At 47.1% G+C, this 13,082-nt stretch carries 15 protein-coding genes and 2 pseudogenes; 2 read left to right on the plus strand and 15 right to left on the minus strand.

Annotation, left to right across the window (positions count from 1 at the left end; translation table 11 throughout):
* The 8 genes from DWY76_RS13155 to DWY76_RS13190 all read right to left on the minus strand — a co-directional run.
* Positions 1 to 785: virulence-associated E family protein (locus DWY76_RS13155; protein ID WP_243112052.1), on the minus strand; the 785-nt coding region annotated here is incomplete at its 3' end.
* Complete coding sequence (locus DWY76_RS13160; RefSeq protein ID WP_120081567.1) at positions 754 to 1,398, minus strand: CHC2 zinc finger domain-containing protein; 645 nt, start codon at positions 1,396 to 1,398, stop codon at positions 754 to 756. The genes DWY76_RS13160 and DWY76_RS13155, both read right to left, overlap by 32 nt.
* 65 nt (positions 1,399 to 1,463) lie before the next feature.
* Complete coding sequence (mobQ, locus tag DWY76_RS13165; protein WP_002584325.1) at positions 1,464 to 3,044, minus strand: MobQ family relaxase; 1,581 nt, start codon at positions 3,042 to 3,044, stop codon at positions 1,464 to 1,466.
* A gap of 196 nt (positions 3,045 to 3,240) precedes the next feature.
* A complete protein-coding gene (locus DWY76_RS13170) occupies positions 3,241 to 3,786 on the minus strand; it encodes an AAA family ATPase (RefSeq protein ID WP_002584326.1) in 546 nt (181 codons plus the stop codon).
* A 214-nt stretch (positions 3,787 to 4,000) separates the two neighbouring features.
* Positions 4,001 to 5,461 (minus strand): Lsa family ABC-F type ribosomal protection protein, encoded by a 1,461-nt coding sequence (locus tag DWY76_RS13175; protein WP_002584327.1) that lies wholly within the window; start codon positions 5,459 to 5,461, stop codon positions 4,001 to 4,003.
* Positions 5,462 to 6,207: 746 nt separating this feature from the next.
* A complete protein-coding gene (locus DWY76_RS13180) occupies positions 6,208 to 6,504 on the minus strand; it encodes a DUF3847 domain-containing protein (RefSeq protein WP_002584328.1) in 297 nt (98 codons plus the stop codon).
* Positions 6,497 to 6,838 (minus strand): DeoR family transcriptional regulator, encoded by a 342-nt coding sequence (locus DWY76_RS13185; protein ID WP_002584329.1) that lies wholly within the window; start codon positions 6,836 to 6,838, stop codon positions 6,497 to 6,499. The genes DWY76_RS13180 and DWY76_RS13185 overlap by 8 nt, the downstream gene beginning before the upstream one ends.
* Positions 6,835 to 7,023, minus strand: a complete 189-nt coding sequence (locus DWY76_RS13190; protein WP_002584330.1) for a hypothetical protein — start codon at positions 7,021 to 7,023, stop codon at positions 6,835 to 6,837. The genes DWY76_RS13185 and DWY76_RS13190 overlap by 4 nt, the downstream gene beginning before the upstream one ends.
* A 483-nt stretch (positions 7,024 to 7,506) precedes the next feature.
* Between DWY76_RS13190 and DWY76_RS13200 the strand changes: the two genes are divergently transcribed.
* A complete protein-coding gene (locus DWY76_RS13200; RefSeq protein ID WP_002584331.1) occupies positions 7,507 to 8,313 on the plus strand; it encodes a helix-turn-helix transcriptional regulator in 807 nt (268 codons plus the stop codon).
* 118 nt (positions 8,314 to 8,431) lie between these two features.
* Here the strand turns inward: DWY76_RS13200 and DWY76_RS13205 are convergent, their stop codons facing one another.
* The 4 genes from DWY76_RS13205 to DWY76_RS13220 all read right to left on the minus strand — a co-directional run bounded on the left by DWY76_RS13205 (position 8,432) and on the right by DWY76_RS13220 (position 11,481).
* Entirely contained in the window at positions 8,432 to 8,923 is a 492-nt protein-coding gene (locus tag DWY76_RS13205) for an aminoglycoside-2''-adenylyltransferase (protein ID WP_002584332.1), read from the minus strand.
* Positions 8,924 to 8,974: 51 nt separating this feature from the next.
* On the minus strand, positions 8,975 to 9,352 hold the full coding sequence (locus DWY76_RS13210) for a TnpV protein (RefSeq protein ID WP_002584333.1): 378 nt from the start codon (positions 9,350 to 9,352) through the stop codon (positions 8,975 to 8,977).
* Positions 9,312 to 9,584, minus strand: coding sequence for a helix-turn-helix domain-containing protein (locus DWY76_RS13215; RefSeq protein WP_002584334.1), 273 nt, complete (start codon positions 9,582 to 9,584; stop codon positions 9,312 to 9,314). Before DWY76_RS13215 ends, DWY76_RS13210 begins: the two co-directional genes overlap by 41 nt.
* A gap of 280 nt (positions 9,585 to 9,864) precedes the next feature.
* A complete protein-coding gene (locus DWY76_RS13220) occupies positions 9,865 to 11,481 on the minus strand; it encodes a recombinase family protein (RefSeq protein WP_120081568.1) in 1,617 nt (538 codons plus the stop codon).
* Positions 11,482 to 11,706: 225 nt separating this feature from the next.
* Here DWY76_RS13220 and DWY76_RS13225 point away from each other — a divergent pair, with 225 nt between their 5' ends.
* A complete protein-coding gene (locus tag DWY76_RS13225; protein ID WP_089701074.1) occupies positions 11,707 to 12,123 on the plus strand; it encodes a regulatory YrvL family protein in 417 nt (138 codons plus the stop codon).
* A 63-nt stretch (positions 12,124 to 12,186) separates the two neighbouring features.
* Here DWY76_RS13225 and DWY76_RS13230 read toward each other — a convergent pair whose 3' ends face one another.
* The 3 genes and pseudogenes from DWY76_RS13230 to DWY76_RS13240 form a co-directional block, all read right to left on the minus strand.
* The gene (locus tag DWY76_RS13230; protein WP_079697851.1) at positions 12,187 to 12,381 is read right to left on the minus strand and encodes a transposon-encoded TnpW family protein; all 195 of its coding nucleotides are present in this window, start codon (positions 12,379 to 12,381) and stop codon (positions 12,187 to 12,189) included.
* A gap of 14 nt (positions 12,382 to 12,395) precedes the next feature.
* Positions 12,396 to 12,785: pseudogene (locus DWY76_RS13235) on the minus strand (ATP-binding protein); the annotation flags it as partial.
* Positions 12,786 to 12,863: 78 nt separating this feature from the next.
* Positions 12,864 to 13,082: pseudogene (locus tag DWY76_RS13240) on the minus strand (chromosome partitioning protein ParB); the annotation flags it as partial.

The raw sequence follows: 13,082 nt of genomic DNA on the forward strand, positions 1-13,082 counted from the left end.
GAAGTGCCGCCAAACACGCACTGACGGGGGCGGTCTGCCGGGTGGGTTTCATAAGGTATCTTGTAGACCTCTTTCTGCCGGCTTAAAAATGACTTGATTTCCTCAATGCTCTTGGCGTTGGCGGTTGCCATCATTTCCGACATTTCAATAATCCAGTGACCTTGCAGCTTGCGGTACACATTGTCATCGTCCAGCTTCCGCAAATCATCGGAGAACCACTCGTCCCGGACTGCCAGCAGCCGGAAGAAGGTGGACTTTCCAGCCCCCTGACCGCCTACCAGACAGAGCATGATTTCAAACTTGCACCCCGGCTGAAAGGCTCGTGAGATTGCACCCAGCAGGAAAAGCTTCAACGCTTCATAGGTGTAATCGTCTGCGTCAGCCCCCAGAAAGTGCCGCAGGCAGAAGCGGATTCGCTCTGTCCCGTCCCACACAAGGGTATTGAGATAGTCCCGGATGGGATGGTACTTGTTTTCATTCGCCACAATCCCGATGGCGTTATCAATCTTTTTCTCATTGGTAAGCCCGTAGGTTTCTTCCAGATAAAGAAGCAGATACTTCATGTCCGTATCGTTCAGGGCGGTGCTTTCTCTGTGAAAACCGATGGGCTTTATGATGTCCTTGCGGTCAGTCAGGATGTTGTATGCGATAGCCCCTGAAAGCAGAGGGTCACGTTGGAATACGGTCAGGCAGTTCCGTATGCTCTGACGGACACCGCCTTTCTCGGTGGTTTCCAGCCCCGCCTTGATTTCCTCAACGCTCTGGGGCGGCTGCATGGCGTTCATGGTGTTCTTTAGTTCTTGCTGCGTCTGCGGCTGCAAGCTCTGCCATTCGCTGTTCAAGCTGTATCACATCCTTTCCGTAGTCCGTAATCAAATCCGCTTTTTCCTCTGTTTCCCCGAACAGCATCACATCCAGCAGATATTCCACTTGGGCTTGCTTCTGTAAGGCTTCCACAAACCGGGGATGAAAGGCTTCCTCCGGGGAGTGCGGGGCGTAGTCCGTTCTCCATGCCATCAGCAGATGGAGATAATCGGCAAGAATACGGAAGCAGCGATTCTTTGCTTCCTGAAACTGTTCCTCCGGGGATTTCTGCCGGGTCTTGGGCTTTTTTACCTTTCCCGGCGGTTTCCAGTCCTCATAGGAAAGCCCGAAGTCCTGTGCCAGCTGTACGGCGGCTTCTTTCTTTCCCAGCCCATACAGGGCGGCGGCAAAATCAATCACATCCCCATCCGCACCGCAGCCGAAGCAATGGTAACGCCGATCCAGCTTCATGCTTGGGGTTTTATCGTTATGGAACGGGCAGCAAGCCATCCCGTTCCGACCTACATGGATTCCATAATACTCCGCAGCCTGTCTTGTTGTGACGGACTGCTTCACAGCTTCGAATACATTCAAATCTATCCCTCCTTGAAAATAAGAAAAGCACCTGACATTCTCTAATTGAAAATGGCAAGTGCCTGTTAAAGTTCCATATCCTGTTGTCTGTGTTTCTCCTGTGCCGGGGCGGTTCTTTGTGCTTTTTTCTCGTCAGTCTTATCCTGCAAGACTTCTTTGATGGGCTGCTTCTTGGGCGGCTCTTTGCTTTCCTCTGTGCCGGGTGTGGCTTTCCGTACCCAGTAGCGGATGTCCCGCAGCTTCTTCAAATCCTCCTGTACCTCGGTCAGTGGTACTTTCAGCTCTGCGATTTCGCTGAGAAGCGTTTCCTGCTCCTGTTGCAACTCATTTTTCGTTTTATCCTTATCGTCCGGGTGCTTGGCAAGGTAGTCAGCGGCTTTCTCATACCGGGCAACCTCCGGGTGTTCCTGTTTGAATTTCCCCTTTATTTTCTTAAAAAATATCTTCTGGTACTTCTCATAGACAGCCTTACATTCCTTGCAGTCTGTCCGGCTGGCAAGAATCCCGTCAATCACTTTGCTGCGGGCTTCCTTTGGCTTCATCTGATTGCGGTAATCTGCGGCTGATTTCCCGGAAGATTCCAGAAACGCTTCTAAGTCCTCCACAGTGGAAAGCCCCTTTTGCCGGAGATAGGACAGGGCTTCGCTGACTGCCTTTAAGTCCTGTGAAGTTCCCCGGTTCTGTCCAGCCCTTGTCCAGTCCTTCCGTTCTTCCTTTCGTATCTCCATATACTTCATCAGCAGATTGGGAAGAAGTGTCGCTTCCTCCGCCGCCTTTTGTGCAAGCAGCTCCTTCCGTTTTTCTCCCAGCTCGGTAATCCAGCCTTTGAGGTTTTGGATAAGCTGCCGGATGGACTTCATCAGGCGGTTGGCGGCTCTGATTTCCCGGTTCAGGTTGCCGATATTCGTCTGGATACCTCGCTTTTCCATCTGCCGGACAGCAGTCCCCTCATGGACAGTGGGGACTATATCAAGCCCCTGTCTGGCATAGGAACGCAAGTCCACACGCTCCGGGCGGTCATTGGCGTCCAGATAGCGGTTCTGGATAACCTCCCATTCATGCCGCCAGATTTCACAATACTTCTGGTCGTTCCAGTCCACCGTATCCTCCTTGTGGCTTTTCCACCTGCCGGACGGCAGCTTTATCCGTTCCCCATTCTCGTCAAGGTCATAAACCTTGCGGCTCTTGGGAAGCCATTTTCCATGTTCATCCATTGCCCGCATGGTCAGCAGGACATGGGCGTGGGGATTGTGTCCCGGCGGATGGGGGTCATGGATGGCAAAATCAGCAATCATGCCTTTGGAAACAAACTGCTGTTCACAAAACTCCCGTACAAGGACAGCGTACTGGTCGGGCGGTATCTCTCTGGGAATGGTAAGCACCCACCGCCTTGCAAGCTGGGAGTTCCATTGCTTTTCCACCGCTTCGGCGGCATTCCATAAAGTATTGCGGTCTGCATATTCCTGTGGAGCATTTGCCGGGAGCAGGATTTCATTGTGGACGATACCACGCTTTTCCGGGTAGTGCTTTACTTGCTGGTCGTATTCACAGAACAGCTTTTCGCCGCTTTGGTAAGCAGCGGCGGCAACCGCAGACTGCCGCTGGCTGCGCTGAACAATCGTGATTTCGTTGTGTGGACAAGGCATTTCGTGTCCCTCCTTTCGCTAATTGGTGGATGGGGTGGCGTTTTACCACCTCATTTTGGGCAGAAAAAAAGCAGGAGACCTTTTTCAGATTTCCTGCTCGGTGTGCCACTGTGTGAGCGGCGGGTATTTAGTTGTAAAAGTTCGGGACAAGTTGACCCGATGTAAAGCTAACAAACTGGAATTGCACCAAAACAATCTAAGACAACAACGCTGCCCTACTTGCGATTTTTTCTTGTACTGCGGAAACAGTTTCTTGAATGGAATAAGTGGTCGTATCTATAACATTCGATTCATATATTCCCAGATTGCAAAATTGCTCCCACATGGTTTCTACCAATTCGATATTTGTCTTTCGGTCTAACTTTGAGCGTTCAACAGCTCGCTTCAAGGTTTCTTCCTTACTTGCCCTTAAAATAATATAATGCACCTCATAATGTTCCCGAACAAGACTTTGCCACGGCTTTAAAAACCACGGTCCGATAATACCGTCAACAATTACATCATATCCACCACGAGCATATCGCTTCGCAGCTTCTAAAAACGCTTCAATGACAATCAAATTTTGCTCATTTGATTCTGGCAAATGCGGTGGTATTGCCCCTTTACTCAAATAATGATAAAAGTCATCTGTGTGCATATGCACAGACTTTTCCAAATCTGATTCTTTTGCAACAGCAGATGCCGTTGTAGTTTTTCCTGTCCCCGGCGCACCTGTGATTACAATAATTCTACCTTGATTCATCTATATTTTACCTCCACAAATTACGATTTTCTTAATTCTACAAACTGGAATTTGAGTCTCTGTAAAGCTGGAATTAACCCATACAATTATTTTAATTTAGAGGTTCTTACGCAATTATCCGTATTTTGTAATTTTTCAATACTGGAATGCCAGTGTAAATCAGCATTCTCCATTTTTATTAAAGCGAAAAACGTAAAATTGCGGAAGAACCAATTTAGATATTCACAATTTTACTTGCCACAGTATCTCGAAAAACACTGTCATGTTCTACCAGGAGCATGGTCGGGGCAAACTCCGTTATGAGTTGTTCAATCTGCATACGTGAGTACACATCAATAAAGTTGAGCGGTTCATCCCATACATACAAGTGTGCCTTTTCACAAAGGCTTTTCGCAATTAGGACTTTCTTCTTTTGCCCGCCAGAAAAGTCTTTAATATCCTTTTCAAACTGTACACGCTCAAAGTCCATTTTCCTAAGAATTGCCTTGAACAAACTTTCATCAAGGTTGTTTTCTTCTGCAAACTCGGAAAGGGTTCCACATAAATACGATGTATCCTGTGGCACATAAGAAATTACAAGCCCAGAGCCAAGTGTTACTGTACCCGTATAATCTATGGACTGCCCGACTACCAACTTTAACAGGCTACTTTTGCCACTGCCGTTCTTTCCATCAAGCACAATGCGTTCTCCCTGTCTTATTTCAAACGAAACGGGTTCACAAACTGAAATGCCATCATAATAAACTACTACATTCGATAATGATGCAAGCAAATCTGTATGGTAATTAAGCGGTTGTATCTTGAGGGCTTCTGCGGTTTCCATATTTTTCAGCAATGCTGATTTTTGTTCGATTGTCTGTTGTTGTCTCGCTTCTATAGATTTTGAACGCTTCATCATTTTGGCGGCTTTATGACCGACATAACCTTTATCTGCTGCCCCAATTTTGGAAGCTTCTACACGTTCAGACCATACTGCAGCGCGTTTTGCCGACTGCTGTAATCGTCTGATGTCCTTTTGCAAACGTTCGTTCTGAGCCAGTTCAAATTCTTGCTGTCGCTCAAAATTTGACATCCATGATGAAAAGTTTCCTCTTTGCACTTCGATATTCGCTCGGTTAATCGATAGAATATAGTCAACACAATCGTCAAGAAAGCGACGATCGTGAGAAACTAAGATGAATCCCTTTTTCTTTTTCAGATATGCCGCCACACTTTTTCTCGCTTTGGCATCCAAATGGTTGGTAGGTTCATCAATCAGTAGGAAATGCCCTTCATTAAGAAAAAGAGCGGCAATCAAAACCTTTGTCTGCTCTCCGTTGGAAAGTGTTTCAAAAGGTCGCCAAAGCACATCGACATCAACATCAAGATAAGAAAGTTCTCGCATAAGTTCCCATTCTTCCGCAAGTGGGCAAATCTCCTGCAATATATCCTCTGTAATACGATTCTTATCTGAAACGGGATAAGGAAAATAATCAAACTGTACGGATGATAGGATTTTTCCACTATACTCATATTTCCCAAGCAGAAGATTCAGAAAGGTTGTTTTACCTCGTCCGTTTCTGCCCACAAAACCAAGCTTCCAATCGGTATCAACCTGGAAACTGACATTTTCAAAAACATTATCATAACTTGTCGGATATGAAAACGTAAGGTTTTCAATTTTAATCATTGACATAAATATTATCCTCCTTTGCATGTCATACGATACAAAGTCGGTTCGGTGAATGTTTACTACGTATAGATTTCACCAAAAGGAACCGACACTATACGGAGTGAATCATGTGTAACTATCTGTTCTGCACTATTCATAAAGCACCTCCAAAACAAAATAAGAGCCACAAGAAAGTTTATCCTTGCAGCTCGTCATAGCATAAAATAACACCACTAAGCAAAAGTGGCAACAGCACTATATTGAGTAAGATAGACATATAACTTTCTTGCAATAGACACAATAATGCCAAAGTATAGCACTACCGCATATTTTGATTTTATTTGCAAGAAAAGTTAATCATCTTCCCACCTCTTTCTAAATTTCAAAATATTATACCATAAATCGCAGGCAAATACAAGTGGTTATAAAAATTTAACAAATCGCTTATAATACAATCATATAACTTTACGCATTCCTTACTGACCGTAAAATTCCGATTTATTGCTGACTTTATTATACTTTATTGCCTATCGAAAAGATAGCATATTTTATGAAACTTGTCGGCTGGGAACAGCTTGCAACGCAAGGTGTCCCCAGATGACAAGTCCACAAAAGGGTAGCTGGCGGTAGCCAGCGCAGGGGAAGCGTAGCGTCCCCTGTATGATTTGGAGCAGACCATGACTGCGAAAAATCACAGCCCTCCGGCAAGGAGCCTTCGGAGAACGCAATGCACCAACCTTTGGGTGGTGTATAATTGCGCCCTTAGTAAACTAAGGGGTTTCCGGCTTCTCACGTTCCAGCAGTTTCTTCAATAGTTCCTGCGTGTCCTGCCTGTGAAAAATGAGTGTCAACAACAGCATGACATCATCATCTGTCAGGCGTTCCGGCTCTTGCAGAAAACTTTCCAGCATACCGCCACGAGTACAGAGCCGGTGTGTCCGTTCTTTTCGGGTAAGCTGCTTTAGCTGGTGCTGCAATGCCTTTTCATCATTGATGGCTTTCCGCAGTTTCTTTTCACTCTTTTCCAACTCTCGGTTGAGCTTTTCCAGCTTTGAGGTATCAGGCAAGGGCAGCGTCCTCCTTTCCCGGTATCAGCACATAAATCCTGTTTGGTTCTCCAACGCCCTGACGCACTCGCATGATCAGTCCGGCGGTTTCCAGTTCATTCAGAGAACGCTTGACCGTCATGGGGCTGCGGGACAGGACTGCGGCAATGGCTGTGACAGGGAAGCAGATAAACAGGATTCCGTTCTCGTCCTCCTGTCCGTTGGATAGCATAGCGTCCAACATCCGGCAGTACATGACCTTTGCGGTGCTGCTGACTGGAAATCCTGTCAACGCTCTGGGAAAGGGCATACAGGGCGGCAACGGTGTGCCTATCGTCATAAATTCAAAATTCATTCGGTGTGTTCCTCCTTTTTCTTTGCTCTTTTGGATAAATAACGGGGGCAGTCAACCACAACCGCCCGGAAGCTCTGCTTGCACCCATGCTTGCATTTCCGGCATAATTCGTTGTAAGTGACACGCCCCCGGTCATTGAGGTAAAAAGAAAGCTCATGCTTCCTCTTTTTGCTCATTCTCGGCATATTGCGTTTCCTCCCGTTTTAGTGTATAGTTTCGGGGCGATTTTCGGCAAAATTACGGTCATAGAGCCGTCTAAAATCTCCAGAAGTATCAGCAATAGGGTAGACTATCCCCCTATCAGATTGTCGTGTTTCGGTATCATTTCGGTATCAGTTCGCCAGTTCTCCCCGGTGTCGTTCCTCCCCTGAATCTCACAGCGGCGTATTGCTCCCTTTGGTACGCTCGTTTCGGTCAGGGTTCCTCCATATCCCTGCCAAAAGTCATGGCGCTACATCGCCGGGGAAGCATATCCCACACAGGCTGGTCATTCGATTGGAATAATCCATCGATGAACTACCTGTATCATAGAACATTTTTGTGCCCTGTGCCGTATGTCCACAAAGTAGGAATTAAGGGTAAAAATCAGAAATTTCCACGATTGCGGAAAGTATGATATAATCCAGTTAAGCGGCAGTAATGAAACCGCCGGAAAGGAGCGTGCGCCCATGAAAGGAGCGACAAGCATACAGGAACGCCTTTGGGAACTCCGCAAGGACAAAGGCTTAAATCTGGAAGAATTATCAGAGCTGACGGGCATTTCCAAATCAGCTCTTGGCAGTTATGAAAAAGAGGATTATAAGGAAATCAATCATGGCAACCTTATCACGCTGGCAGACTTCTATGGGGTTTCCGTTGATTATCTGCTGTGCCGGACAGAGAACCGGGAGCAGATCAACACGCCACTAACAGAGCTGCATTTGAATGATGAGATGGTGGCACTTCTGAAAGGCGGTCGGATTAACAACCGTCTGCTCTGTGAGCTTGCCACTCATAAGGACTTTATCAAGTTTCTTGCGGACATTGAGATTTATGTAGATGGGATTGCCACCATGCAGATTCAAAACCTCAACGCCCTTGTCGATACTGTCCGGCATGAAATCATTGAACGGTATCGCCCCGGCGAAGACGACCCGCATTTGAAAGTGCTGCAAGCCGCCCATATCAGCGATGATGAATATTTCAGCCACATGGTTCTTGATGACCTCAATCTCATTATCCGGGATATTCGGGAAGCCCACAAAAAGGACAGCGAGAGTGCGCCCCAGACCACCGTTGCCGATGAATTGAAAGAAAATTTGGAAGCGGTTGAAAATTTCAAGGGCAGTCGGGATGAAAAGCTGGTTGTCCTTTACTGCAAGCAGCTCGGCATCAACTATAAAAATCTGTCAGACGAAGAATTTCGCTGGCTCATTCGGATTCTACAAAAATCAAAGAAAACAGGAACTCCTATCAGTCAAAGGAAAAAACGGTAAAGAAAAACCGCTGTTGCATGGTTGTGTTTGCTTCCATGTAGCAGCGGTTGGTGCTATACTTATTCAGTTAAAATTTCAAAGCGATAAAGTGGAATTTATCTTAGAAATTACAGCAATGTTATTTTGATAAACTTTCAAGAATTGAAATATCATGCTTATCTTTATCTCTTAATTCATAACCTGAATGGAAAACTCTTTGGCCTTTTAAGGATATACAAGGAATTGTTTTTCCTTCAAAAAAAGCACTACCAAAGTAATCTTTTTCAAACTCATACCAGCCACCCTCTAAATCAGCTTGTTTTGAAGTTCCGTCCTCACTTAAAACGAACGGGTGAATGTCTAAGTAACCAAGTTCATCACTATATAACTCTATTCTAACCGGTTTCCAGTCTGTATCAATTTTATAGCCCAGATTCAAAAGCACATTTAACAATTTTTCCGTATGTTGAGCATCAAAATTTATATCTATATCTCTATGAATTCTTGTTTGTTTACCAGCTAAAATATCTACACCCCATCCGCCATCCAACCAGTATGTAATTCCAGTATTTTCGAATAATTCTATTACTTTCATTAAATCTTCTTTTGTTGTTATTTCTTTTCTACCCATACAAAGTCTCCTTTACAACTTCTAATTTGTAATAATCATTCTACCATACCGTTATGAATAAATCATCTCATGTAAAACAATTTCTTCTGCCCGGTTGTGAATGTTATTGCAACGCTGCACCCATTCCATTTGACGGGTACGCTTCAATTCCTCGGTCACGCCCTCGGCAGCTTTCATCTGCTCCATGATGGTGTCTAACCGTTTCTGTGCCTGTTCGTTCAGGTCTGCAAGATATGTCCACAATTCCCCGGTCAGGGTCAATGTGTGTAATCTGGCTGGGCAGACTTCTCTTAAATATTCCCGGTGCATCCGTCCGTACTTTCCGATGGGGCGGTGTTCCTCCGGCAACTTCAAGTCCGGGATGTAGTAATCTCCAACAAGGATATAATCAATTCCGTTTTCTTTTATTCTTGGTTTCAATTCGCTCATGTTCCTTACCTCCTGTGGAAGCAGGCTCGTCTGGTACTAACTCAATCACATCGGTAATCTCACAATTCAGCGTTTCGCAGATACGGGCTAATGTATCCATGCTGATGTGCTTTCCCTCTTTGCTCATGTTGGCAATCATATTTGTTGTCATACCAGCGGCAAGCCTTAAATCCTCTTTTCTCATATCACGCTCTAACAGTGTGTGCCAGAGTGGTTTATAGCTGATGTGCATATTGTTTTCCTGCCTTTCTATCCATACCACCGGAGCGGCTGCCCCGGCAGGAACTTTTCTCTTATTATAGCACCAATCTTGTGAAATCACAATTTATTCTTGTAGCCTGCCGCTGATACCGTCTGGATTGGCTTTTCCTTTCTTTTTGTTCCCTTTAATTAGCCATGAACTGCTTCATACCCTGACTTTTTGTTTATGTGCGATAAAGAAGTAATAGAAGTGTAAAAAATTTTGCCGTTCCTATCCGGCACTTGGCCATTGTGTCGGATAGGTCGGGCGGTTATTCTGGCAAGTCAATCTTGCCGACAAAGCTGTAATAAATCTCAATGTCCTGTCTGCGGGTGCCGTTCTCGTCATAGCTGCACTCATGCACGACGATTTTCTCAATCATTTCCCGCAAGAGGGTGGGGGTCAATTCCTCAAAGGCAAGGTGCTTTCGGACGATACCCATAAACTTTTCCGCGTTGACGGTGGCGGCCTGCGACTTGTCCAGTTCGGCCTGCAAAGCGGCGGCGCGGTCTTTCAGTTCCCGCTGTTCCTGCTCATAGTCTGCCGACAGTTCCATGAAACGCTCGTCGCTGATTTTGCCGTTCACATTGTCCTCATACAGCCGCTTGATAATGCGGCTCACTTCGGAAATACGCTCCTGCGCCTGTTCAAGCTGCTTGGTGGCTGCGGCGGTCTTTCTCTTGCCGCCGATCTCGTTCTGCTGGATAAGCAGCTTCACAAAGCGGCTCTCATGCTTGGCGGCATATTCCGTCACCTGCCGGAGATTGGAGAGGACACCGGCGGTCAACAGGTCGGTACGGATAAAGTGCGCCGTACAGTCGCGGGTGCGCTTCTTGTAGCTGCCGCAGATGTAACAGTCCTGCTTGCGGTTCTTGTTCTGATACCGCTGCTGGTACATCACATGGCCGCAGTCGGCGCAGAACAGCATACCGGAGAACAGCCCCACTTCATCATAGCGGTTCGGGCGTTTACGCTGCTTGCGTAACTCCTGCACGCGCTCCCATGTTTCCCGGTCTATGATAGGCTCATGGTGGTTCTCAAAAACAGCCTGCTTCTCGATGGGATTCTCTACACTGTGCTTGACCTTGTAAGAGGGCTTCTCCGTCTTGAAGTTTACCAGACAGCCGGTGTACTCCCGGTTTTCGAGGATATGAACAACGGTGTTCGTCGCCCATTTGCACTCATAGCCGGGGTGGTAGCGGCGGGTGCTGCCCGTCCTGCGGTATTCCAGCGTCCCCGGCGTAGGGATTTGCTGCTCCGTAAGCATACGGGCAATCTTGGTCGGGCCATTCCCGGCAAGGCAAAGCTGGTATATCTGCTGGACAACCGGCGCAGTTTCCTCGTCAACGATATAGTTCTCGTCCTCGTCCATGAGGTAGCCATAGACCGGCTTGCTGGTAACGGGCTTGCCGCTCATGCCTTTTGCTCGTTTTACTGCCTTGATTTTCTTGCTCGTATCTCTCACCAGCCATTCGTTGAACAGATTTCGCAGAGGGGTAAAATCGTTGTCCATGCCGCCGTTTGCACTGTCCACATTGTCGTTGACAGCGATAAAACGCACGCCCTTTCGGGGGAACAGCATTTCCGTGTAAAATCCCACCTGCAAGTAGTTTCGCCCTAACCGGCTCATGTCCTTGACAATGACCGTACCCACTTTCCCGGCTTCAATGTCTGCAAGCATGGCTTGAAAACCGGGCCTTTGAAAGTTCGCGCCGGAATAGCCGTCGTCGGTGTACCAGCGCAGGTTGGTAAAGCCATTTTGTTTTGCAAAGGTTTCGAGTATCCGTTTTTGGTTCGATATGGAATTACTCTCGCCTTGCAATTCGTCCTCATGGGACAATCTCGGATAAAGGGCGGTAATGAGGTTTTGGGTGGCTTGTCTTAACATAAAATCCTCCGTTTCCGACAACCAGCCCCACTATTCCGTGGTTTCATTGTACCACGGAACAGGGCTGGTTGTATAGCGGCAAAAGTGTCAAATCTGCTTCTTTACAGCTTATCAAATCGCCGGTTTTTGTGTAGCGTCTTGTTGTGCCGGTTTCAGTAGAAAAGTTCATCTTCCTGTGATATACTCATATCAGCTTCAAAATCCAAACATAAGGGAGAGGTACTCTTGGATAACAACAACAATAAGCGGGAAAAAATAATCATATTCATTTTGGGGGCTGTTCTAATCATCGCCGTCTTGTCCATAATCGCCATATTCAGCAGTGCAATCATGCGTCTGCTCGGCTTTGAGTATGAGAGTGTCGGCGGCTTTATCCTGTATTTCATAATCGCGTCGATTGTTTCATATCCCATGAATTTAGTCGCAGGCGCATTTCCAAAAGCATTGCTTAACCTTGACAGAATAACAAGGGAAATGGCCGTCTGTATGTATGTGCTGTTAGATACTATCACTACATTTTTCGGCTTTTATATCGTCGATTATTTCATGCCCTCTGTATCTGCAAATACGATTTCGCTGATTGTTTTGGCTCTGGTGTTTGCACTCTTTGGGATTAGTGATGTAAAGAAAAAAGAGTCCTGATTTCAGCTTTTCCAGTTCCAGCGGCCACGCTCCCCGGCATGGCCGCTTTTTCCATTCCCCGGTTCACGCCGGATAGGTCGGCTCCTGTGTAGCAGCGGCTTCCGCTTCCAGTACCCGCGCCATTTTGTCGGCGGCGGTGGTCGTGGTGTCTTTCTTGAAATAGCCGGACACGACAAGGACGGAATTGCCCATGCGGATTTCCGTCACGCAGTCGGGGCGGCGGGCGGTGCGGGTGTCGTGCTGCTTGTTATCTGCCATAGGCAATACTCCTTTCAGTCGGTAATCAGTTTCTTCATGCTCTCCATTTTCCGCTGCGCGGTTTCCTGCCGGAAATTCTCGCCGGTAAAACGTACCGGGACGCACATGGAAAGCAGCCGGTCATAAATCCGGGAATGGGCGGTGTCCTCCGGGTTCCGCAGGTCGTCCAGCGTGAGGTTGGTCGTGACGATCAGCGGCTTGCCGCTGCGGTAACGGCTGTCAATCACATTGAAAACCTGCTCCAGCCCGTATTCCGTTCCGCGCTCCATGCCGAAATCGTCAAGGATAAGCAGCGGATAGCGGCAAAGGCGGGAAATGTACTCGTTGCGGTTCTCAAAGCTGGCGGCAAGGTCATTGAGGATAAGGGCAAAGTTCGTCATGTGGACGGGGATTTCTTTCTCCATGGCGTTATTTTTCATAGGCTTTTTCTCCTTTGTTTGCAAAAGAAAAAGACCCCATCGGGTCTTTCGTTACGGTGTGAGTCAGCGTTCGTTCTGCCGCTGGAGCTTGCGCTGCCACTGTTCCAGCAGCTTGATGATGGTGTCCTCCATCTGTTTCGGGGTGTAGCTGCGGGGAAAGTATTTCCGCAGGGTGTCGTTTTTGATGACCACCTTGTCCAGCTCGTCCTTTTTTTCTTCGCCCATGACGGCAAAGGCAACATCATACGAGAAGTGCCCTTCCTGCGCCAGCCTTTTGAGCCG

Source organism: Faecalibacterium sp. AF27-11BH (assembly GCF_003603005.1).
GTDB lineage: Bacteria > Bacillota > Clostridia > Oscillospirales > Ruminococcaceae > Faecalibacterium > Faecalibacterium taiwanense.

Excerpts from the sequence above, each read along its gene's own strand:
- mobQ (WP_002584325.1), bottom strand. The coding sequence starts at position 3,044 with ATGCCTTGTCCACACAACGAAATCACGATTGTTCAGCGCAGCCAGCGG.
- DWY76_RS13215 (WP_002584334.1), bottom strand. The coding sequence starts at position 9,584 with ATGCACATCAGCTATAAACCACTCTGGCACACACTGTTAGAGCGTGAT.
- DWY76_RS13200 (WP_002584331.1), top strand. The coding sequence starts at position 7,507 with ATGAAAGGAGCGACAAGCATACAGGAACGCCTTTGGGAACTCCGCAAG.
- DWY76_RS13220 (WP_120081568.1), bottom strand. The coding sequence starts at position 11,481 with ATGTTAAGACAAGCCACCCAAAACCTCATTACCGCCCTTTATCCGAGA.
- DWY76_RS13170 (WP_002584326.1), bottom strand. The coding sequence starts at position 3,786 with ATGAATCAAGGTAGAATTATTGTAATCACAGGTGCGCCGGGGACAGGA.
- DWY76_RS13175 (WP_002584327.1), bottom strand. The coding sequence starts at position 5,461 with ATGTCAATGATTAAAATTGAAAACCTTACGTTTTCATATCCGACAAGT.
- DWY76_RS13230 (WP_079697851.1), bottom strand. The coding sequence starts at position 12,381 with ATGGCAGATAACAAGCAGCACGACACCCGCACCGCCCGCCGCCCCGAC.
- DWY76_RS13190 (WP_002584330.1), bottom strand. The coding sequence starts at position 7,023 with ATGCCGAGAATGAGCAAAAAGAGGAAGCATGAGCTTTCTTTTTACCTC.
- DWY76_RS13205 (WP_002584332.1), bottom strand. The coding sequence starts at position 8,923 with ATGGGTAGAAAAGAAATAACAACAAAAGAAGATTTAATGAAAGTAATA.
- DWY76_RS13185 (WP_002584329.1), bottom strand. The coding sequence starts at position 6,838 with ATGAATTTTGAATTTATGACGATAGGCACACCGTTGCCGCCCTGTATG.
- DWY76_RS13210 (WP_002584333.1), bottom strand. The coding sequence starts at position 9,352 with ATGAGCGAATTGAAACCAAGAATAAAAGAAAACGGAATTGATTATATC.